The organism is Crossiella cryophila (genome assembly GCF_014204915.1).
In the GTDB taxonomy this organism is placed as follows: Bacteria; Actinomycetota; Actinomycetes; order Mycobacteriales; family Pseudonocardiaceae; genus Crossiella; species Crossiella cryophila.
Genome location: NZ_JACHMH010000001.1, coordinates 7,237,285 through 7,258,846, shown reverse-complemented (window position 1 = coordinate 7,258,846; position 21,562 = coordinate 7,237,285). Strand labels below are relative to the sequence as shown.

Here is a 21,562-nt window from a genome sequence, read left to right as displayed (position 1 = left end):
AACCGATGCGGTGACGCTATCCGGCCGCGGGCGATTTATGCAACCGCAGTGGTGACGTATAGTGCGGGGCATGTCCGATCGAGCACCGGCGCCCCGTGGCCGCCCCCGCGACGAGCGGGTCGACCAGCGCATCCTGGACGCCGTCGTCGCCGAGCTGGCCGAGCGCGGCGTGGCGGGCTTCGCCAGCAACCGGGTCGCCGCCCGCTCCGGCGTGGCCAAGCGCAGCATCTACAGCCGGTGGCCGAACAACGAGGAACTGATCCTGGCCGGGCTGAGCACCCTCACCGCGCACGTCACCCACCCCCGCACCGGATCGGTGCGCGGCGATCTCACCGCGCTGGCCGAGGTGCTGGCCGAGCTGTTCACCGGGCCGCGCTGCCGGGTCATCCTGCGTTGCGAGACCGAACTGGCCGAATACCCCGAGTTGCACGAGCGCATTCAGCAGACCTGTGTCCAACCTATGGAGGATGTGGTGCGGGAGATCCTCCGGAATGGGGTCGGCCGCGGTGAGCTTCGGGCTGATGTCGATATCCAGTTGATGGTCGAACTGCTCACCGCAGCGGTGCTCTACGGCGCCAATCACGCGCCGAACGAGGAAGTGTTGCGGGCCAAGCTGATCGCGGTGCTGGACAGCCTGCTGCGCGGCCTGCTCGCCTGAATCAGCCTGGTAGTAAATGTACCGTGACAAGGCTGTTGACGCCGGTGCTCTTAGGTCGGGATCCTTTCCGGGAAGTTCGGTGCGCCGCTTTCGCCGAATTGAATTCCCGCTCCGAGCGCACTGAAGGCGGATCCCATGGCGGAGATCAGCACCAGGGTCCTCGACCTGCTTGAGCGACTGGTCAGGGACGGCTGGGACTTCCACTACTTCGGTGGGAAACACCGGCCGCGACTGCTCGGCGCGGTCCGCCGCTGGCCCGAGCACGCCGACGTGGTGACCATCTGGGCCGACGGACCGGGCGGGGCCAGCGCCCACCGCGCCCGCCGGGAAACCGGCTGGGACCCCTTCGAACCCGGCATCGTGCTGTGGCAGTACCGATCCGACCCCGGCGCCACCCTGTCCGCGACCCTCGCGCTGCCACCACCGTCGGACGCACGGGCACCCGCCTGCCCGTTCCCGGCCTCGCCCGCCTACCGCGCCCCTGCCCAGCTGCGCTGCCGCCCGGTGACCATCCGGCTCGGCCGCCGATGACCAGCCTGCCCGGCCGGGATCCGGGCCACACCAGGGAGAACCGCCTGGCCTCCTGGCCGGAACTGGGCCTGCTGGACCTCTCGGTGTGGCTGCTGCCGGTGTCGGCGCTGGCCACCGAACCCCTGCTGCCCCAGCGCACCGGGACGAGCGGGCAGCCACCACCGCTGACCGGCGATGAGGCACGACTGCCGCCCATCCTGGTGCACAGCAGCACCGCGCGGGTCATCGACGGCCTGCGCCGGTTGCGGGCCGCGGCCGAGCTGGGCCGCACCGAGATCGAGGCCTGCCTGTTCCACGGCAGCGACCGGGAGGCCGTGGTGCTGGCCGCGCGCGTCACCGTCCTGAGTGGACTCCCACTGTCCACATCGGACCGATCCGGCACCGTGGACTGGACGTTGCGCAGCTACCCGGACTGGTCGGACCGGCTGATCGCCGAGGTCGCCGGTAGGTCACCGACCACGGTGGCCACCGCGCGCCGCAGGCTGGGCCCCGCCGGCGGTCCCGGTCAGCGGATCGGCCGGGACGGCCGCGCCAGGCCGGTCAACAGCGCCGAGGCCCGGCAGCGTGCCGGCGAGCTGTTCCTCGCCCGGCCGGGCGCCGTGCTGCGCGAGATCGCGGCGGAGGCCGGGGTGGCGTTGTCCACCGCCCAGGACGTGCGCAAGCGGGTGCGGGCCGGGCTGGACCCGGTGCCCGAGGGCATCCGCGCCCGGCCCGCGAGGGAGACCTGACCCGGCGCGGCTGGCGATCAGGTCAGCACAGTGCAAACCTGTGCCGCTGTGCTGCTAACCCGATGAAGATCAGAATGCGCAGAATTGGGTCATGACGCTGGTACCCGAGGCCAACCGCGAGGAGTTGGGCGACTTCCTCCGCTCCGCCCGGCTACGCGCCCAGCCGGAGTGCGCGGGCGGTTGCCCGGGGAGCTGGAGTCATGCGCCGGGGTTGCGGAGCGAGGAGGTCGCGTGGGCTGCCGGAGTCAGCGCGGCGTGGTACTCCTGGCTGGAGGAGGGCAGGGCGGTCATCGTCTCGCCGATAGTCCTGGACGTGGTGGCGAGCGTCCTTGGGCTGAGCGAGGCCGACCGCGGCCACCTGATCCGGTTGGCGCGAGGGACCAAGGCGCCCTCGTCGGTCACCCGCGTCCTCCGCTTCCCCGGCATCCGCCCGGCGGGCGAACTCAGCCACCCGGACGGTAGGTGCCCACGCTCCACTCCTTGCCCTCGGGATCGAACACCCGCGCCCGGCGACCGCCCCGTTCGATGTCGTGCGGGACCAGCACGGCCCTGCCCCCTGAGCTGATCGCCCTGGTGAACCACTCGTCGACGGCGGCGGGGGTGGGCAGGCAGAGGTAGAGCCCGTCCCCGGCGCCGACCGGTTCCCGCGCCGGGGCGCCGGGGTCGGCGCTGAAGAGGATGAGCACGACCTCGCCGTAGCGGACCTCCGCGTGCAGCACCGCGCCGTCGGTGCCGTCCCGTCTGCCCAGCGTGGTGAACCCCACCTGCTCCAGCCAGCTCAGCGCCGCTGAGGCGTCGCGATAACCGAGGTAGGGATACGCCCGCGCGGTGGAGTCCACGGGTGTCAGCATTCTGGACGGCACCCCCTCCGGCAACAGCGCCACCGCGAGATCCACTCGTGCGGCCCAAGCGGCACGGATCCGCCGGAGCGGCCCGGGATCGCTTGCTGCACAACGATCCCGGGCCGCTCCTGTGGTGGGCCCCCGGTCAGGGCGCCACGCCGGTGGGTTTGCCCGGCTCGGGCGGGGCTGGTGGCCACTTGGTGGCGTCGCCGAGGTCGAGCAGGGGTTCCTTGACGCCGTCGTTGGATTCGTCGGTCGGGCCGCGGATCCGGCACGCGCACGACAGCGCCCGCTGCTCGGTCCGGCGGTTCGACTCCCCGCCCTGCTTCTTCACCGCCGGCGCCAACGCGGCCGAGGAGCTGGCCCAGCTCGCCAGGGGCAGCCAGCACCGTTCGGTGTACTCCAGGGCCTCGCTGGAAAGCCCCGGTTACCTCGCCGAGAACGTCGAGGTCTGCATCCGCGCGGGGGAGCAGGCGCGGCTGGTTGTGACCGCCGCGCCGCCCCGCCGAGGGTTCAGAGCCAGGCGCTCAGGAACTTCTGCACCGCGGGCTTCGGTTTGGCGCCGGACAGCGTGCCCACCGGTTCGCCGCCCACGAAGACCATCAGGGTCGGGATGGACATGACCTGGTACCGCCCGGCGATCTCCGGGTGCTCGTCGATGTCCAGCTTCACCACCGCCAGGCGCTCGGCGTGTTCGGCCGCGATCTGGGTCAGCACCGGGGCCAGTGCCTTGCACGGCCCGCACCAGGGGGCCCAGAAGTCGACCAGTACCGGGCGCTGGCTGCCGAGCACGTCCTGGTCGAAGGTTTCCGTTGTCACGTCTGCGATGTCCATGGTTTTCCGTCCCGCTCAGCCGAAGGTGAAGGAGTAGGCCTGCACACCGGCGCCGACGGTCACCGTGACCCGGCCCTCGGTGATGTCCTTTGTGGACAGCAGCTGGTAGGAGTTCGGGGTGCCCTCGACCCGGATGGTCTTGGTGACGCCGTTGCTCTCGTAGCTGACCGTGCCGCTTCCGGAGAGCACCATCCGGACCTCCTTGGCCCGGTAGTCCAGCCGGATCCGGCCCTGCTCCTTGACCGGGGTGATGTGCTGACTGGTGAGGGTCCAGTCACCTTCCAGCGCGAAGCTGTCCTTGGGCTGCTCGCCGGGGAAGGCGAAGGATTTCTCGCCGCTGGTATAGGTTTCCGTGCCGGCGAAGTTCACTCGCTTGGTCGAGCCGAGGTAGGTCTCCGGGGTGATCTTGCCGGTGTCCGGGGTGACGTCGGAGAGTTCGGTGGCCCCCGGCAGGTTCACGCCGGGACTCGCGTCGGTGAGCAGCTGGCGGATCATCCGCTCGGTGCTCTGGTAGTCGCCCTCGCCGAACTTGATGTGCCGCACCGTGCCCTGGGCGTCGATGAGGTAGTGCGCGGGCCAGAACCGGTTGCGGTAGTTGGTCCAGGTGCCCAGCGAGTTGTCCAGGGCCACCGGGTACTCGATGCCGAAGCCCTTGGCCGCCGAGGCCACGTTGCCGGGTTCCTTCTCGAAGGCGTACTCGGGGGAGTGGATGCCGATGACCTGCAGGCCGGACTGGCGATAGGCCTTGTCCCATGCGGTCACGTGCGGCAGCGAGCGCTGGCAGTTGATGCAGGAGTAGGCCCAGAAGTCCAGCAGCACAACCTTGCCGCGCAACTGCTTCAGGTCCACCCCCGCGCCGCCGGGGGTGTTGAGCCACTGCTGGATGCCGGTGATATCCGGTGCGGTGCCACAGCTTTCCAGCTCCTTGGCGCCCTCGGTGCACTTGTCCAGGTCCTTGTTCTGCTCGTTGACCAGACCGCCGAGGTTGAGCGCCTTCTTCACCTGATCGGAGTTGTTCACCTTGTCCTGCAAGGCGCTGGTGTAGTCCGGGATGACCCGTTGCAGCAGCTGCGGCAGGTTGAAGACCAGGCCGAGGGACAGCGCGAGCATCACGATGCCCGCGGTGATCCGGATACCGCGCTGGCGCCTGCGGAAGGCCTTGACCCGCTCGGCGACCCGGCGCCCGGCCAGTGCGAAGATCAGCAGGGGAGTGGCCGCGCCGACCGCGAAGGTCACCGTCAGCACCACGGTCTCCAGGCCGATCTTGCCGGTGGAGCCTGCCACCGAGATGGCGGCGAGCACCGGTCCGGCGCACGGCACGTAGATCGCGCCCAGGGCCAGGCCGAGCGGGAAGCCACCGCGGGCGGCGTCCGGGCGGCGCTGCGGGATCCAGCTGAACGGCTTTTCCAGCAGGTGCTCGAAGGCGGGCACGATCAGGCCGATGCCGATCAGCGCCAGCACCACGATGCCGCCCCAGCGCAACACGTCCTGGGGCAGGCCGAGGATGGAGAGCAGCAGTGAGCCGAACAGGGTGACCAGGGAGAAGCTGACCACCAGCCCGGCGATGACCAGGTAGGGCCTTGCCTTGGAGACCGGTGGTGCCGGAGGCGCCGCGGTGGCCACACCGCCGCCCGCGGCGTCCCCGGAGTTCGGTGTGGTGCGGGCGCTCTGCGCGCCGCCGGAGAGGAAGATGACCGGCAGCACCGGCAGGATGCACGGCGAGATGCCGGTGACCAGCCCGCCGATGAGCCCGATCAACGCGAGTGTGAGCACGGGGTCCTCATCAGGTTGTCCGAGTGGGGCATGCGAGGTGTTCGCGCCCCGAGGCGGTTCGGTTCGGCCGCGACGTCGAATGTAACGAAAAGGTCTCGACTGGCCTGAGGGTCGATCCGGCGGTGAACCAGCGCCGAACAACCTCATGTCCGGCGTTGAACAGTCCACTTCGGACAGACGCCTCAGCACACGAGATGGAGCACAGTCATGATGCGCAGCATTCGTCGCGGCACGATGACCTTCGGCGTCGCCGCCCTCGCCCTGGTCGCCTCGGCCTGTGGCTCCGGTGACATGGCCGGCGGCAACTCCGGCACCACCTCGGCCGCCCCCGCCTCCAGCGCCGCCCCCACCTCGGCCGCGATGGCCGATCCGGCCCGTGACCTGGTCGGCTCCGGCTGTTCGGGCTATGCCCAGCAGGTTCCGCAGGGCCCGGGTTCGGTTGCCGGTATGGCTGCTGACCCGGTGGCCGTGGCCGCGAGCAACAACCCGCTGCTCAAGACACTGGTCGCGGCGGTCTCCGGCAAGCTGAACCCGAAGGTCAACCTGGTTTCCACGCTCAACGGCAGTGAGTTCACCGTGTTCGCGCCGGTCGACTCCGCCTTCGCCAAGATCGACGCGGCCACCATCGAGAAGCTCAAGACCGATGACGCGCTGCTGACCAAGATCCTGACCTACCACGTGGTGCCGGGTCAGATCGCGCCGGACAAGATCGCGGGCGACCAGAAGACCGTGCAGACCGGCATGGTCAAGGTCACCGGCTCCGGCAACGCGCTGAAGGTCAATGACGCCAACGTGATCTGCGGTGGCGTGCACACCGCCAACGCCACCGTTTACCTGATCGACTCGGTGCTGATGCCCAAGTAAGGCAACGGATCCGCGCCAACCCTCAACCACTGGAGTGGGAATGCGAAAGACCACCGGCCTGTTGGTGACCGGCGCGACCGTGCTGGCCACGGTCCTGGCCGGCACCACCGGCACGGCGGCGGCCGCCCCGGCCGCCGCCCGGTCCGGGGATCTGTTACTGCTCACCAACGACGGCGTGCTCACCCGGCACGACCCCGACCTGCCGCTGCTGGCCAAGCAGCGCAAGCGGATCACCGGCCTGGCCCGCGGCGAACGCCTGGTGGGACTGGACACCCGTCCCGCCACTGGCGCGCTCTACACCCTGTCCGAGGCGGGCAGGCTCTACCGGATCAACCCGGCCACCGGCGCCGCGACCGCCACCGGCGCCCCGATCTCCTTGCGCGGCAAGGCGGTCGGCTTCGACTTCAACCCAGCCGTGGACCGTATCCGGGTGGTCACCGACGCGGGGGAGAACCTGCGCCTGCACCCGGACACCGGCGCCATCGCGGGCACCGACACCCCGTTGAGCTACCCGGCAGGCGGCCCCGCCCCCAAGGTGGCCGCCGCCGGTTACACCAACAGCGTGGCCGGTGCCACCAGCACCGCGTTGTACGGCCTGGACTCCGCGCGGGACACCCTGGTCAAGCAGGGCAGCCTGCCGGGGGAGACCCCGGTGGTCTCGCCCAACACCGGTCAGCTCACCGCGATCGGCAGGCTGGGCCTGAACATCAGCGCGGTCAACGGTTTCGACATCTCGGGTAAGGCGAGCGCCGGGCCGTTCCGGCCCCAGGACTACCGTGCCGCCGCCGTGGTGCGCGTGCACGGCCTGACCCTGCTCGTCCGGATCAACCTGGCCACCGGCCGGGCCGGCGTCATCTCCCCCCTGTTGAGCAGTGTGACCGGTCTGACCTTCGCGCCCTGATCATCGGACGCGTAGGCCAGATCGACGCAATGGCAACACAATCACGGAGGTCGTTCCGCATGCGTATGTCCATCCGCACCCTCGCAATCCCGGCAGCAACCGCCTGCCTGGCGCTGCTCGCCGCCGCCCCCGGCGCGGCCGCCGCCACCGCCCAGGACCGTGACCGCGGACCGGATGTCGGCATCGGAATCGGCATTGGCATCGGTATCGATCTGGACCTGGGCAACCTGCTCGGCGGCGGCAGCTACCGGTCGGCCTGGCTGACCGGCGCGGCCGAGGTCCCCGGCCCCGGCGACCCCGACGGCCGCGGCACCGCCCAGGTGCGCATCGGCCACCGCGAGGTCTGCGTTTCCCTGTCGGTGAGCCGGATCGGCGCGCCGACCGCCGCACACATCCACCGCGGCAAGTCCGGCACCGCCGGTCCGGTCGCCCTGCACCTGAAGACCCCGGTCGAGGGTCGCAGTCGCACCTGCACCGACGTGGACCCGGCACTGGCGCGTGAGCTGAAGCGCACGCCAGGCCAGTTCTACGTCAACGTGCACAACACGGAATACCCGGCAGGCGCGGTCCGCGGCCAGCTCCGCGGGTAGTCCGAAAGACGGCGTGTTGGCCGTTGTCGTACACAGTCTTGGCCGAACTGGTACACCCGGAACGCCAACACCGTCCGGAACGGCCAAAGCACCGTACGAGAACGGCCAACACACCGTCCAGTTCGGCCAACACACCGTACGAGAACGGCCAACACGGCGTTAGCGCTGGACGGTGGCCAGCAGGCCGATGGACGGGATCATGCCTGCGTCCAGCCGTCGTTGTTCGGACTGGTGGATCGCGTTGAGCGCGCTCGTGGCGTGGGTGGCGGGGTCGGTCCAGATCCCGGAACGGCCGTATACCAGGCGCCACAGCATCGGGGTGTCTACTGTGGACAGATTGGTGCCGACTCGGCTGAGGGCGTCCAGCATGTCGGAGCCCCGGTGCAGGAAGTCGTGGCCGGCGACCCAGGCCTTGAGCGGGTCCCCTTCGGGCACCTCGGCTTTGAGTACGCCGGTGGCGACGAGCAGGGCTCGGTTGTCGTAGTAGAAGTGCGCGGCGGGCTGGTCCACCCGTTCCCAGGCGAATTCCTCCAGCACGATCAGCCCGCCCGGCGCGAGCAGGGTGGCCGCGTGCGCCAGGGTGCCGTCCAGGTCCTCCGCGTGGTGCAGCGACCGGGTGAACAGCACCACGTCGTACTCGCCGGAGACCTCGTTGACATCGGCCTCGATCACCTCCACCCCGCGCTCGCGAGCGGCGGCGACCACGTCGGGACTGCGATCCACGCCGGTGACCCGGTAGCCGAGTCCGATCAGCGCGGCGGCCAGCGCGCCACTGCCGCACCCCGCCTCCAGGATGCGGGCCGGAGGCGGGGGCAGCAGTGGCTTGAGGTGGGCGAGGGTGTGGGGCACGGCAATGGTCGACACGTCCATTCCGGCCAGCCTAGAGCGAGTCCGCGACAGGTGCGACCGAGTTCGGTCACCAGCGCACGAGCACCTCGGCCACCCCGCCGGTGAGGTCGTTGGTCACCAGCGGGAGGTCCTCCACCCCGGCGACCAGGGACAGGTTCGGGAAGCGGCGGAACAGGGCCGGGAACAGGATCCGGAGCTGGGCGCGGGCCAGGTTGGCGCCGATGCAGACGTGCCTGCCGTGGCCGAAAGCCAGGTGGGGATTGGGTTTCCGGCCGGGCTGGAACTCCTCGGCGTCGGGGAACACCGCGGTGTCCCGGTTGGCGGCGTCGTTGGACACCAGCACCATGTCCCCGCGCCCGATGGTCACCCCGCCGATCGCCACGTCCTCGTGCGCGTAGCGGAGCAGGCCAAGGCCGTGCGGTGCGGACAGGCGCAGTACTTCCTCCACTGTGGACTGAACCTGGCCGTCGGGGTCCGCGGTGAACGCCGCCCGCCGGGCCGGATCGGACAGCAGCCACAGCACGCCGAAGTCGATCCGGGTCGCTGTCGTCTCGTGCCCGGCGAAGAGCAGCGCGATGGCCAGCTGGGCCACCACCTCATCGGTGATGGTGGGGTCGGCGACCAGGTCGGAGAGCACGTCCGGACCCGGCTGCGCGCGTTTGGCCGCGGCCAGGCCGAGGGTGTAGGCGGCGAACTCGGCCAGCGCGGCCTGACTGGCCGCCGGATCGTCGAAGAGCCCGAGGTCCCTGGACAGGCGGCTGAAATGCGCGCTGTCGGCCTCAGGCACGCCGAGCAGTTCGCTGATGGCCAGTGCGGGCAACGGGAACGAGACCAGCCGGTGCAGGTCGGCAGGCTGGTCCGCGGCCGCGAGATCGTCCAGGCAGCGATCGGTCAGCTCCTGGATCCGGTCCGTCAGCCGACGCATCCGCGGCACCGAGAACGCCGGGCCAAGCGCCCTGCGCATGCGGGCGTGCTCGGCCTGCTCCGTCTCGTGATCACCGGCGGCGCCACCGCCCATCGCCGACTCCGCCAACCTGCCCGCGCGTTCCGGCTCGGGATGGGACCGGCCGAACCGGGGATCGGCGAAGACCTGCTTCACCTCCTCGTAGCCGAGCACCAGCCAGGCCGGGTCGCCGGCCGGGGTAATCACCGGCACCACCGGCGTCTCCCGGCGCAGCACCTGGTACAGCGGCGCGAGTGCCAGTGGATTGGGACGGTTGAGCGGAAGTTGGAGTGCGGACATGCGCGTTCCTCCCCAGTGGTCGCGTTCCCTCACCCGAGCGAGTGATCCAGGGTCAGCGAACCCGGGCGAAACCACAAGGTCGCGCAGTTGATCACCGCCATCCGGCGGGTGCCGGACCGGCTGCTCGACCGCCCGGGACGGCCGCGTACCGTCCACCGCGGGCCCCACCCGCAACCAGTTCTCACGCCCCGTCACGAACTGACCTCGGTGCGTGCTGAGAAGATGTGCCGAGAACGAGCACGCACGAGCACCAGGAGCACACATGGGCGCAGTGGCACCGGGCACCCCGGGCTGGATAGACGTGCGGTCCCCGGACCTCGCGCAGACCCGGTCCTTCTACATGGGCCTGTTCGACTGGTCGGCGCGCGTGGCCCCAGCGGAGGCCGGCGGCTACACCGTGTTCACCAAGGGCGGCAAGGCCGTCGCGGGCGCCGGACCGCTGCTGGCGCCCGGCCAGCGCACTGCCTGGCGCACCTTCGTGCTCGTCGACGACGCCGAGGCCACCACCGCCAGGGTCGAACCAGCGGGCGGCCAGGTCCTCTTCCCGGCCAAGAAGGTCGCCGACACCGGCCGGATCGGCGTGTTCACCGACCGGGCCGGGGCCGAGGTCGGCGTGTGGGAGCCGGGGGAGATGCCCGGCTGCGAGCTGTTCAACGAGTCCGGCACGCTCTGCTGGAACGAGCTGAGCACCGGCGACTCCGACGGCTCCAAGGCCTTCTACGGCGAGGTGTTCGGCTGGGAGGCCAGGGACCGGCGGCTGGGTGACGTCGAGTACTCCCAGTGGCGGATCGAGGGCCGCACGGTCGCGGGCATGCGCCCCGGCCACCCCGAGATCACCACGCCGTACTGGATGGCCTACTTCGCCGTCCGGGACTGCGACGAGTCCGCCGAACGGGCCGGTCAGCTCGGCGGCCGGGTCACCGGACGGCCCACCGACACCGTGCTCGGACGCTCCGCGGTGCTCACCGACCCGCACGGCGCGGTCTTCACCATCATCACCATGTGAGCGGGCGCACCCTCGGGTGCACAATGGACGGTGCCCCGCGCCACACCAGGCAAAACCCCAGCCAGACCTGCACGAGAATGGGATCCATGTCCTTCGCTGAAGAGGTTTCCTCGGCCGCCGCACGGCTGGACGGGGTCGCCCGCACCACACCGCTGGAGGTCAACCAGCGGCTGTCCGAGCGCACCGGCGCGCGGGTGTGGTTCAAGCGCGAGGACCTCCAGGTCGGGCGCTCCTACAAGCTGCGCGGGGCGTTCAACCTGCTCTCCCAGACCGAGTTCACCGGGGCCGGGGCGGTCTGCGCCTCGGCAGGCAACCACGGCCAGGGCGTGGCCTACGCCTGCCGCCGCCTCGGCATCGAGGGCCGGGTGCACGTGCCGCGGACCACGCCCCGGCAGAAGCGCGACCGCATCGAGGCACTCGGCCAGGGCAAGGTCCGCCTGGTGGTGGACGGGGACACCTACGACGACGCGGCCGCACTCGCCCAGGAACACGCCGCGGCCACCGGCGCCGTGCTGGTGCCCGCCTTCGACGATCCGCGCACCATCGCCGGCCAGGGCACCGTCGGGCTGGAGATCCTGCGTCAGCTCGGCGGCGCGCCGGACGTGGTGATCGTGCCGGTCGGCGGTGGCGGCCTGCTCGCCGGGGTCGGCACCTGGCTGCGGGACCATTTCCCGGCCACCAGGGTGATCGGGGTCGAACCGGCGGGCGCGGCCAGCATGATCGCGGCGCTGGCCGGTGGCGGACCGGTGACCCTGCCCGAGGTGGACTCCTTCGTCGACGGCGCGGCCGTGCGCCGGGCAGGCGAGCTGACCTTCCCGATGGTCCGGGACAGCGGCGCCGAGCTGCTCACCGTGGCCGAGGGCGCGGTGTGCACCGAGATGCTCGACCTCTACCAGGTGGACGGCATCATCGCCGAACCCGCCGGTGCGCTGGCCTCGGCCGCGCTGGTCAGCGAGATCACCGTGGAACCCGACGAGACCGTGGTGTGCCTGCTCTCCGGCGGCAACAACGACGTGAGCCGCTACGCCGAGGTGGTCGAGCGCTCACTGGTGCACCGCGGCCTCAAGCACTACTTCCTGGTCGAGTTCCCCCAGGAACCCGGTGCGCTGCGCCGGTTCCTGGACGACGTGCTCGGCCCGGACGACGACGTGGTGCTCTTCGAGTACCAGAAGCGGGACAACCGGGAGACCGGGGCCGCGCTGGTCGGCATCGAGATCAGCCGGGCCGAGGACTACGACCGGCTGTGGGCGCGGATGAAGGAGTCCCCGCTGCACATCCAGCACGTGGCGCCGGGCACCACCGCCTACCGGTTCCTGGTCTGAGCGCGGCGGTTCAGAGCCCGCCGCTCGCGCCGATCCCGCGGAGCAGGGTGTTGACCACCAGCGTGGCCAGCGTGTCGGTGTCGGTCGGTTCGGGCTGCTGGGCCGCCTCGTGGATGAGCGCGTAGTAGACCCGGCGGGCCCAGTCCAGATCGACGTCGGGCCGGAACAACCCGGCGTCCCTGGCCCGCAGGAAGAGCCGGTCGCACTGTTCACGCACGCCCGTGTGCACGCCCGCGACCTGGGAATCGGCCGCTGAGGTCCGGCTCATCGCGAACCCCCAGCCGATCTTGACCTCCAGCACGTTCGCGGTCACCTGGTAGAGCGCGACCAGTGGCGGCGCGGTCTCCGGGCGGCCACGGCGCACCGCCTCGCCGAAGCGCTGGGCGGCCCAGGCGGTCAGCTCGTCGATCAGCACGTCGCGAGTGGCGAACCGGCGGTGCACGGTGGTCCTGGCCACGCCGGCGGCGGTGGCGATCTGCTCCATGGAGGCCGAGGGGTCGGCGCTGAGCACGCGCTCGGCCGCCTCCAGGATCGCCTGCACGGTGCGTTCGGCATCCGCCCGTCGCGCCCGCCCGGCCGGACGTGCCGACTCCTGCCCAGTCAAGCCAGCCTGCTCTGTCACCGAGCCTCCTTGTCGGGGAAACAGTACAGGGCGACTCCTTGACGCGCTCTAGTTGCAACATTAGTGTCGCAACTAGAGCGCTAGCAGGGTCTATACGGATGCGACTAGAAGGAGCTGGCTAGATGGACATGCAACTGAGCGGCAAGACCGCCCTGGTCACCGGCGCCAGCCGGGGCATCGGGCTGGCCATCGTCACCACGCTGATCGGCGAGGGCATGCGGGTGGTGGCGGGCTCGCGCACCGTCTCCCCGGAACTGGCCGCCTCCGGGGCGGTCGCGATCCCGGTCGACCTGTCCGCCGCCGACGGACCGGCCCGGCTGGTCGAGGGCGCGCTGGCCGAGCTGGGCGAGATCGACCTGGTGGTCAACAACGTCGGCGGCGGGGACAGCGACGGCGGTCAGACCGGCGGCTTCGCCACCTTCGACGACGAGCTGTGGCAGCGTTTGTTCGAGCTGAACTTCTTCAGCGCGGTCCGCACCACCCGCGCCGCCCTGCCCAGCCTGCTGCGGCGCAAGGGCGTGATCGTCAACATCTCCTCCAACGGCGCCCGGATGCCGCACGCCGGGCCGATGCCCTACACCACCGCCAAGGCCGCCCTGACCGCGTTCGGCAAGGCACTGGCCGAGGAGGTCACCCCGTTGGGCGTGCGGGTGAACACCATTTCCCCCGGCCCGGTGCGCACCTCGATGTGGGAGGCCCCGGACGGCTACGGCGCGGACCTGGCCCGCTCGCTTGGCGTGCCGCACGCGCAGTTCCTGGCCCAGCTGCCCGCCGGACTGGGGCTCACCACGGGCCGATTCGTGGAGCCCGAGGAGGTCGCCGCCCTGGTCGGCTACCTGGCCTCACCGCTGGCGGGCAGCATCACCGGCACCGACCACCTCATCGACGGCGGCGCGATCAAGACGGCCTGACGCCGCCCAGCCCGGCGGCCACCCTGGCCAGGTGCGCGCGCAGCCACTGATTGGCCGGGTCCAGCACCTGCCTGGGGTGCCAGAACCCGGCGATGGTCAGCTTCGGTCCCGGCTCGGCCATCGGCACCTCGCGCAGTCCGAGGCCCGGCCCGAGCGCCTCGAACAGCAGTCGCTGGGTCAGCGTGATCAGGTGCGTGCCCGCCACCATCTGCAGGCCAAGGGTGAAGGACTCCACGGTGACCGCGGCGGGCTGGCGCAGCCCCTGCTCGGCCAGCTTGCCCCTGGGCACGGCCCACCGATCGCCGACGCCGTTGACCTCCACCGCGGGCAGCCTGGCCAGATCCGCCCTGGTCAGCGGTCCGGTCAGCGGGTTGTCCCGGTCCACCACGGCGATGAACTCGTCCTCGAACAGCGGGGTGTGCGGGAACTGGAGCAGCTCCTGCTCGGGCAGTTGCAGTGGCCACAGCAGCAGATCGCACCGGCCGCTGCGCACCACCTCCACCAGGTCGGCGCGCAGCGGCTCGACGGTCAGCCGCACCCCCGGCGCCTCGGTGAGCAATCCGCGCAGGGCGGGGCGCAGCAGCGTGGTGGCGGCGTAGTCGCTGGCCAGCACGCTGAAGGTGCGCGACTCGGTGGCCGGGTCGAAGCGGCTGCCCGCGGTGAGCACCGCCCGCGCGGCCACCAGCGCGGCCTGCACCGGCCCGGCCAGCGACTCCGCGAGCGGGGTCAGCGCCATGCCCCTGCCCTCGCGGATGAGCAGCGGATCGTCGAAATGCCTGCGCAGTTTCGCCAGCATCGCGCTCATCGACGGCTGGGCCACGCTGATGCGTTCCGCGGCCCTGGTCACATTGCGCTCGATGAGCAGTGCGTTCAGCGGGAGCAGCAGGTTCAGATCAGCCCTGCCCCAGTCATCAGACACCCGCCAACCCTAGCCGCGCACCCACCACCGTGTTGGCCGTTGTCGTACGGTGTGTTGGCCGTTATGGACGGTGTCTTGGCCGGAATGGGTGTCCCAGTTCGGCCAACACCGTGTACGACAACGGCCAACACGCCGACGAGTTCGCGGGAACTTCGCAGGTCAGGGCAACTATTTGGATCTGCGATGGGGCGCATAGGGAATTCGTGGGTTCTGGGATTTCGGTGCGGTGAATAGCCTCGGTAACCGCAGGGAGAAAAGGTCCGGACTTCCTCTCCACGCTCTGCCGCCGCAATTACGCCATGTCGAGGGAGTTTCGCCGTGCCCGCGTTCCGTGCCACCCCGCTCGCGCTGAGCAGTGCCCAGACCGGTGTCTGGTACGCCCACCAGCTCGACCCCACCGGCCTCGCGCACAACGTCGCCGAGTACCTGGAGATCACCGGCCCGCTGGACCTGGACCTGTTCGAGCGCACCCTGCACCTGCTGGTGGCCGAGGCGGACTGCCTGCGCGCCACCTTCACCGCCGACGAGCACGGCGTGCACCAGACGGTGGCGCCCGAGGTGGACCTCACCCTGGACGTGGTGGACCTGCGGGAACGCCCGTGCATGGCCGAGGAACGGTTGCGGGTGGTGCTGGAACGGCCGTTCGACCTGGCCAGGGGACCGCTGTTCACCTTCACCGTGCTGCGCCTTGCCGAGGACCGGCACCTGTGGGTGCACTGCTACCACCACCTGGTCGCCGACGGCTACACCGTGGCCCTGCTCGCCCGCCGCGCCGGGGAGATCTACACCCGCCTGGCCGAGGGCCTGGACGCCGGCGAGAGCCCGTTCCAGCCGCTGTCGGTGCTCCTGGCCGCCGATGCCGCCTACCAGGGCTCCGCGCAGTGGGCCAAGGACCGCGAGTTCTGGACCGGCTACGGGGTCAGCCTGCCGGAACCGGTCAGCCTGTCCACCCGCCCGGCCGCCCCGGCCCGGCTGGCCCTGCGCAGCACCAGCCAGGTGCCGCCGGAGATCACCGCGGACCTGGCCCGCACCGCCAAACTCGCCGGCACCTCGCCCACCACGGTGATCATCGCCGCGGTGGCCGCCTTCCTGCACCGGATGACCGGCCGCGGCGAGCAGGTGCTCGGCCTGCCCACTGCCGCCCGCGGTTCCAGCGCCGCCCGGTCCGCGCCGGGCATGTCGGCCAACGTGGTGCCGCTGCACCTGTCCCTGAACCGGTCGATGACCGTGCCGCAGGTGCTCGCGCACGTCTCCGCGCGGGTCAAGCAGGTGCTGGCGCACCAGCACTACGGGCACGCCGGACTGCGCCGCGACCAGGGCGCGCTCACCCAGGAGGACCGGCTGTTCTGCACCCGGATCAACATCATGCGCTTCAGCTACGGCGTCCGCTTCGGCGAAGCCCCGGCCAAGGCGCACTACCTCTCCGGCACCGCGACCGACGACCTGTCGGTGATCGTCTACGACCGCAACGACGGCCACGGCCTGGAAGTCACCCTGGACGCCAACCCGGCCCTGCACACCGGCCCCGAGGTCGCCGTGCTGGAACAGCGCCTGCAGCGCTACCTGCGTGAGTTCAGCGCACTGGGCGAACGCGCGATCGGCGCGGCCGACGTGCTCAGCGCCGCCGAACGCGACCGCCTGCTCGGCGACTGGGCGGGCGGGCACACCACCAGCCCGCCCGCCACCCTGGCCGACCTGGTCGCCGCCCGCGCCGCCGAGCACCCCGACCGGATCGCGGTCAGCTGCGAGGGCGAGTCGCTGACCTACCGGGAACTCGCCGAGGCCGCCAACCGCCTGGCCCGCCTGCTGATCGCCGACGGCGTCGGCCCCGGCGACCTGGTCGGCCTGGCCTTCCCACGCTCCCTGGACCTGATCACCGCGATGCTCGCCGTGCTCAACTCCGGTGCCGCCTACCTGCCCATCGACACCGGCTACCCGGCCGAACGGGTGCGCTACCTGCTCGACGACGCCAAACCCGCACTGGTGCTGGCCCCCGACGAGTCACTGCCCGGCGCACTCCCGCTGCACGCCGAGGACGTCCGGCTGGCCCTGTCCGCCCTGCCCGGCACCCCGATCACCGACGCCGAGCGGACCCGGCCACTGACCCCAGCCGACCCGGCCTACGTCATCTACACCTCGGGCTCCACCGGCAACCCCAAGGGCGTGCCGATCCCGCACCACAACGTCGTGCGCCTGTTCACCGCGACCCAGCGGCTCTACGGCTTCCACGCCGGGGACGTGTGGACGATGTTCCACTCCTACGCCTTCGACTTCTCCGTCTGGGAGATCTGGGGCCCGCTGCTGCACGGCGCCCGCCTGGTCGTGGTCCCGCACGCGGTGACCCGCTCCGCACCGGAGTTCCTGCGCCTGCTGGTCGAGGAGCGGGTCACCATCCTCAGCCAGACCCCGTCCGCCTTCTACCAGCTCATCGCCGCCGACCGGGCCGAACCCGAACTGGGCGCGCGACTGGCCTTGCGCGCGGTCACCTTCGGCGGCGAGGCACTGGAGCTGACCCGGCTCGCCGACTGGTACGACCGGCATCCCGAGGACGCGCCGGTGCTGGTCAACATGTACGGCATCACCGAGACCACGGTGCACGTCACCCAGCTCGCGCTCAGCCGCGCCGACTGCGTGCCGGGGGCGGGCAGCCTGATCGGCCGGGCCATCGACGACCTGCGGGTCTACCTCCTGGATGCGAACGGCGAACTGGTGCCGCCCGGCATGCCGGGGGAGATCCACGTGGCCGGGCCCGGCGTGGCCCCCGGCTACCTCAACCGGCCCGAGCTGACCGCCGCCCGGTTCGTGCCGGACCCGTTCGGCGCGCCGGGGGAGCGGCTGTACCGCAGTGGCGACCTGGCCCGCTGGACCGAGGACGGCAGTCTGCAGTACCTGGGCCGCGCCGACGACCAGGTCAAGATCCGCGGCTTCCGGATCGAACTCGGCGAGATCGAGGCCGCCCTCGGCCGCCACCCCGAGGTCGCCCAGGCCGTGGTGGTGGTCCGCGAGGACAACCCCGGCGACAAACGCCTGGTCGGCTACGCGGTGCCCAAGGGGTCCGCGGCACTCGACCCGCTCACGCTGCGCGCCCACCTCGCGGACCTGCTGCCCGAGCACATGGTGCCGGCCGCGGTGGTGGTGCTGCCGCAGATCCCGTTGACCCGCAACGGCAAAGCCGACCGCCGTGCCCTGCCCGCCCCCGACTACGGCGTCGCCGCTGACCTCTCCCGCACCCCGCGCACCGACCGGGAACGCCGGCTGTGCGCGCTGTTCGCCGAGGTGCTCGGCCTGGCCGAGGTCGGCGTGGCGGACAGCTTCTTCAGCCTGGGCGGGGACAGCATCCTGGCCATCCAGCTCGTGGCCAGGGCCCGCGCCGCCGGACTGCTGATCAGCCCGCGCGAGGTCTTCACCCACCGCACCGCCGCGGCACTGGCCGAGGTCGCCGAGGAAGTCCACAGTGGACAGACGGATGCCGCCGACGTCGGCCCGGTGCCGCTCACGCCGATGTTGCGCTGGCTGGCCGCCCAGGAAAGTCCGATCGACGGCTACCACCAGTGGGTGTTGCTGCACACACCCGCCAACCTGACCGCCGACCGCCTGACCGACCTGCTCCAGTCCGTTGTGGACAGTCACGACCTACTGCGCGCCCGCCTGGACGAGCACTGGCGACTACACGTGTCCGAGTCCGCCCCGGTGTTCCTGCGCCAGGTCGAGGACGACCCGGACAACCACTACGCGGACCTGGTGTCCTGGCTGGATCCGGCCCAGGGCAAGGTCTTCGGCGCGATCTGGCAGCCCGGCGCACCCGGCCGCCTGCTGCTGGTGGCCAACCACCTGGTGGTGGACGGCGTGTCCTGGCGGATCCTGGCCGACGACCTCGCCACCGCCTGGGCCGGTCAGCCGCTGTCCCGCCCGCACACCTCCTTCCACCGCTGGGCCACCGCACTCACCGCAGCCGACCGCTCGGTCGAGAAGGAGCACTGGCAGCAGGTCCTGGCGACCGCGGACCCCAGACTCGGCGCCCCCACCGGTGCGACCGGCCGCGGCGACCTCATCGTCACGCTGCCTGCCGAGGCCACCGAAGCCCTGCTCACCACCGTGCCCAGGGCCTTCCACACCGGCGTGCACGAGGTCCTGCTCACCGCCGCCGCCCGCGCCCTCAACAGCTGGCGGGACACCCCACTGGCGCCGGTGCTGCTGGAGGTGGAGAACCACGGCCGCGAACAGGAGGCGGTGCCCGGCGCGGAACTCTCCCGCACCATCGGCTGGTTCACCGACCTGCACCCGGTCGCCCTCATCCCCGCCGCCGACCCGGCCGCCTCGATCAAGCAGGTCAAGGAACAACTCGCCGCCACCCCCGGCGACGGACTCGGCTACGGCCTGCTGCGCCACGTCGGCGGCGCCTTCGCCGACGCCCCGGCCCCGCAGGTGCTGTTCAACTACCTAGGCCGCTTCGGCGTCGGCGACGGCGAGTTCCCGGTACGAGCCTTCGGCGGCGCCCAGGACCCCCGGATGACCCCCACCCACGTCCTGGAACTCAACGCCCTCACCGAGGAAACCCCCGACGGCCCAGTGCTCACCACCACCCTCTCCTACGACCGCACCCGCCTCACCCACAACGAGGCCGCCGCACTGGCCAGAACCTGGCTGACCGAGCTGACCACCCTGGCCCAGCTCCGCCACGGCGGCCGCACCCCCTCCGACTTCCCCCTCACCCACCTGACCCAGACCCGCGTCGACCAGCTCACCCAGTCCCACCAACACCTCACCGACGTCCTGCCGGTCACCCCACTGCAACGGGAAATGCTCACCCACACCGCCCGCACCGACCACGGCCCGGACGTCTACACCGTCCAGGTGCTCCTCGACCTGGACGGCGACCTGGACCAGCACCGCCTGCGCGCCGCCTGCCAGTCCCTGGTCGACCGCCACCCCGCGCTCCGCGCCTGCTTCCCCGACCAGGACACCCAACTCGTGGTGGCGCAAGCGGAACTACCCTGGCAGACCAGCGAAGTGTCCACAGTGGACGAAGTAGTGACCGCCGACCGCGCCCACCGCTTCAACCCGGCCAATCCGCCCCTGCTGCGCGCCCACCTGATGCGCCTGGCCCAGCGCCGGCACGTGCTGCTGCTGAGCCTGCACCACGCCGTGGTCGACGGCTGGTCCCTCTCCGTCCTGTTCAGCGAGTTGTTTCGCCACTACGCGGGCCAGCCGCTGGCGCCTGCCCCAGCCTTCGCCGACCACCTGACCTGGCTCTCCCACCAGGACCGGGACACCGCCACCCAAACCTGGTCCGAACTCCTCGACGGCGCCAAACCAACCCTCTTCGCCCCACCCCAGGCCGAAAACCCCGCCCTCCTGCCCCAACAACACCCCCTCCGCCTGACCGCGGAGCAGACCACCGCCCTGCTCCGCACCGCCCGCACCCACGGCCTGACCCTGGGCGCCCTGGTCCGCACCGCCTGGGCCCTCACCCTGCACGACCTCACCGGCGCCGAAGACCTGCTGCTGGGTGCCACGGTCTCCGGCCGAACCCCTGAAATCCCCGCCATGGAGTCGAGAATCGGCCTGCACACCAACATCATCCCGGTCCGCGCCCGCCCGGAAATCGGCGAACCCCCACTCACCCTGGCCACCCGCCTGCAGACCGACCACGTGACCGCTCTGCCGCACCACCACCTCGGCTGGCCCGCCACCGCCCAGGACCTGGGGCACCAGCACCTCTTCGCCGCCCACCTGGTCTTCCACAACTACCCCCTGGACCCCACCGCCTTCAGTCACCTGGGCGAGGTCAGGGTCCGCGACATCCAGGTCAACGACGGCACCCACTACCCGCTGTCCCTGGTGGCCCGGCAGGAAGGCGCGGAACTGGCACTGCGGGTGGACCACCGCCCGGACGCGATCAGTCCGGCGGAGGCGGCGGAGATCGCCAACCACCTCCGCCGCCACCTGGACAGCCTGGCCGAACCGGGCTGATCAGGGCACGAAGACCGCGCCCACGCTCTGGTTGTTGCCCTCGACCACGAAGGAGTTGCTGCCCGAGTTCGCGGTGACCCTGGTGTAGAAGACGAAGTCGCGCGAGCAGTTCGCCACGATGGGCACGTTGATCAGGTACTTGTTGATCTTGAAGTGGTGGATGGTGGTGGTGACGTTGACGCCGGCGAGGTCGCCGTTGGTGGTGGTCTTGCAGACCGAACCGTCCGCGGCGAGCTGTTCCATCACCAGTTGCGTGCCCACCAGTGAACTCCGGCCGTCCATCCGGGCCTTGAGCGAGCGCTTGCAGAGTTTCCGTTCGCCTTCCTCGTCCTCGCCGTAGCAGACCGTCACGTTCAGGTCGCTGATCGCCTGGACGGCGGTGGCGCCGGCGGGGGCGGTGAACGACACCGAGTTCACCCGCGCCTTGGTGTTCACCAGGACCTTGGCGTTGAAGGTCTGCCGCACCGCGGCGGTGGGGCCGTGCATGTCCTGGATGTAGGAGGAGGGCATCACCTCCAGGCGGCCGGGCTGGTTCGCGGTGTGGTTGACGAACTGCCCGTAGACCTCGCAGTGCAGCAGGCTGTCGGCAGGCGCGGTCACGAAGCCGCGGGTGAGCAGGCTGGTCGCGCCGCCGGTCAGCACGTTCTGCCCGCTGATCAGCCGGGCGACCTCGGCAGGCTGGCCCGGTCGCCTGCACAGGACCAGGTGCGAGACCTCGCTGATCTCCCGCACGTTGTCCACGGTCAGCTTGCTGTTGAGGTAGCGGGTCTGCCCGGCCGGGATGGTGACCTGGGCGCCGAGTGGTCGATTGACCTTGTCCTTGGGGTCGGTGCCCGACGGCTGGGTCGAGTAGCCGCCGGAGTTGGTGATCAGCACCGGGTCCGCCGCGCTCGCGGTGCCCGGCAGGACCACCGCGGACAAGGCAATGGCAAGGAGCCCGACACCGGCCACTGTGGACAGACGCTTGGTGCGCACTGATTTCCCCCTCGACTCGAC

General features: G+C 71.0%; 19 protein-coding genes and 1 pseudogene. 11 read left to right on the top strand and 9 right to left on the bottom strand.

The annotated features are described in order from the left end of the window. Nucleotides 1–70 precede the first annotated feature (70 nt). The 4 genes and pseudogenes from HNR67_RS31505 to HNR67_RS46780 form a co-directional block, all read left to right on the top strand. Nucleotides 71–658 (top strand): TetR/AcrR family transcriptional regulator, encoded by a 588-nt coding sequence (locus HNR67_RS31505; RefSeq protein ID WP_185005800.1) that lies wholly within the window; start codon nt 71–73, stop codon nt 656–658. Nucleotides 659–793: 135 nt separating this feature from the next. Next, the gene (locus HNR67_RS31500) at nt 794–1,189 is read left to right on the top strand and encodes a hypothetical protein (RefSeq protein WP_185005799.1); all 396 of its coding nucleotides are present in this window, start codon (nt 794–796) and stop codon (nt 1,187–1,189) included. After that, nucleotides 1,186–1,917, top strand: coding sequence for a ParB/RepB/Spo0J family partition protein (locus tag HNR67_RS31495; RefSeq protein WP_185005798.1), 732 nt, complete (start codon nt 1,186–1,188; stop codon nt 1,915–1,917). Before HNR67_RS31500 ends, HNR67_RS31495 begins: the two co-directional genes overlap by 4 nt. 91 nt (nt 1,918–2,008) lie before the next feature. Continuing rightward, nucleotides 2,009–2,218, top strand: a pseudogene (locus tag HNR67_RS46780) (helix-turn-helix domain-containing protein); the annotation flags it as partial. A gap of 142 nt (nt 2,219–2,360) precedes the next feature. Here HNR67_RS46780 and HNR67_RS45100 read toward each other — a convergent pair. The 4 genes from HNR67_RS45100 to HNR67_RS31475 all read right to left on the bottom strand — a co-directional run bounded on the left by HNR67_RS45100 (nt 2,361) and on the right by HNR67_RS31475 (nt 5,366). Next, complete coding sequence (locus HNR67_RS45100) at nt 2,361–2,768, bottom strand: VOC family protein (protein ID WP_185005797.1); 408 nt, start codon at nt 2,766–2,768, stop codon at nt 2,361–2,363. Nucleotides 2,769–2,904: 136 nt separating this feature from the next. Further along, nucleotides 2,905–3,093 carry a hypothetical protein gene (locus HNR67_RS31485; protein WP_185005796.1) on the bottom strand — a complete coding sequence of 63 codons (189 nt, stop codon included), beginning with the start codon at nt 3,091–3,093 and terminating at the stop codon, nt 2,905–2,907. Between the two features lie 179 nt (nt 3,094–3,272). Then, entirely contained in the window at nt 3,273–3,593 is a 321-nt protein-coding gene (gene trxA / locus HNR67_RS31480) for a thioredoxin (RefSeq protein ID WP_185005795.1), read from the bottom strand. A 15-nt stretch (nt 3,594–3,608) separates the two neighbouring features. Next, on the bottom strand, nt 3,609–5,366 hold the full coding sequence (locus HNR67_RS31475) for a cytochrome c biogenesis protein DipZ (RefSeq protein ID WP_185005794.1): 1,758 nt from the start codon (nt 5,364–5,366) through the stop codon (nt 3,609–3,611). A 207-nt stretch (nt 5,367–5,573) separates the two neighbouring features. On the opposite strand from HNR67_RS31475, the gene HNR67_RS31470 reads away from it, so the two are divergent. From HNR67_RS31470 to HNR67_RS31460, 3 genes are read left to right on the top strand one after another with little or no spacing between them, the layout of a single operon-like run. Further along, on the top strand, nt 5,574–6,230 hold the full coding sequence (locus tag HNR67_RS31470) for a fasciclin domain-containing protein (RefSeq protein ID WP_221490123.1): 657 nt from the start codon (nt 5,574–5,576) through the stop codon (nt 6,228–6,230). A gap of 40 nt (nt 6,231–6,270) precedes the next feature. After that, a complete protein-coding gene (locus HNR67_RS31465) occupies nt 6,271–7,131 on the top strand; it encodes a DUF4394 domain-containing protein (protein ID WP_185005793.1) in 861 nt (286 codons plus the stop codon). Between the two features lie 59 nt (nt 7,132–7,190). Further along, nucleotides 7,191–7,721 (top strand): CHRD domain-containing protein, encoded by a 531-nt coding sequence (locus HNR67_RS31460; RefSeq protein WP_185005792.1) that lies wholly within the window; start codon nt 7,191–7,193, stop codon nt 7,719–7,721. A 159-nt stretch (nt 7,722–7,880) separates the two neighbouring features. Here HNR67_RS31460 and HNR67_RS31455 read toward each other — a convergent pair whose 3' ends face one another. Then, nucleotides 7,881–8,591 (bottom strand): class I SAM-dependent methyltransferase, encoded by a 711-nt coding sequence (locus tag HNR67_RS31455; protein WP_185005791.1) that lies wholly within the window; start codon nt 8,589–8,591, stop codon nt 7,881–7,883. A gap of 46 nt (nt 8,592–8,637) precedes the next feature. Continuing rightward, complete coding sequence (locus HNR67_RS31450; protein WP_185005790.1) at nt 8,638–9,813, bottom strand: cytochrome P450; 1,176 nt, start codon at nt 9,811–9,813, stop codon at nt 8,638–8,640. 262 nt (nt 9,814–10,075) lie between these two features. Between HNR67_RS31450 and HNR67_RS31445 the strand changes: the two genes are divergently transcribed. After that, complete coding sequence (locus HNR67_RS31445) at nt 10,076–10,819, top strand: VOC family protein (RefSeq protein ID WP_185005789.1); 744 nt, start codon at nt 10,076–10,078, stop codon at nt 10,817–10,819. 86 nt (nt 10,820–10,905) lie between these two features. Next, entirely contained in the window at nt 10,906–12,141 is a 1,236-nt protein-coding gene (ilvA, locus tag HNR67_RS31440) for a threonine ammonia-lyase IlvA (RefSeq protein WP_185005788.1), read from the top strand. A 10-nt stretch (nt 12,142–12,151) separates the two neighbouring features. Here ilvA and HNR67_RS31435 read toward each other — a convergent pair whose 3' ends face one another. Beyond that, complete coding sequence (locus tag HNR67_RS31435) at nt 12,152–12,763, bottom strand: TetR/AcrR family transcriptional regulator (RefSeq protein ID WP_312988415.1); 612 nt, start codon at nt 12,761–12,763, stop codon at nt 12,152–12,154. A 122-nt stretch (nt 12,764–12,885) separates the two neighbouring features. Here HNR67_RS31435 and HNR67_RS31430 point away from each other — a divergent pair, with 122 nt between their 5' ends. Beyond that, a complete protein-coding gene (locus HNR67_RS31430; RefSeq protein ID WP_185005787.1) occupies nt 12,886–13,674 on the top strand; it encodes an SDR family NAD(P)-dependent oxidoreductase in 789 nt (262 codons plus the stop codon). Here the strand turns inward: HNR67_RS31430 and HNR67_RS31425 are convergent. Next, nucleotides 13,661–14,593, bottom strand: coding sequence for a LysR family transcriptional regulator (locus tag HNR67_RS31425; RefSeq protein WP_185005786.1), 933 nt, complete (start codon nt 14,591–14,593; stop codon nt 13,661–13,663). The genes HNR67_RS31430 and HNR67_RS31425 overlap by 14 nt on opposite strands. Nucleotides 14,594–14,911: 318 nt before the next feature. Here HNR67_RS31425 and HNR67_RS31420 point away from each other — a divergent pair, with 318 nt between their 5' ends. Further along, nucleotides 14,912–20,566 carry a non-ribosomal peptide synthetase gene (locus HNR67_RS31420; protein ID WP_185005785.1) on the top strand — a complete coding sequence of 1,885 codons (5,655 nt, stop codon included), beginning with the start codon at nt 14,912–14,914 and terminating at the stop codon, nt 20,564–20,566. Here HNR67_RS31420 and HNR67_RS31415 read toward each other — a convergent pair whose 3' ends face one another. Next, the gene (locus tag HNR67_RS31415; protein ID WP_185005784.1) at nt 20,567–21,541 is read right to left on the bottom strand and encodes a hypothetical protein; all 975 of its coding nucleotides are present in this window, start codon (nt 21,539–21,541) and stop codon (nt 20,567–20,569) included. Nucleotides 21,542–21,562: the final 21 nt, after the last annotated feature.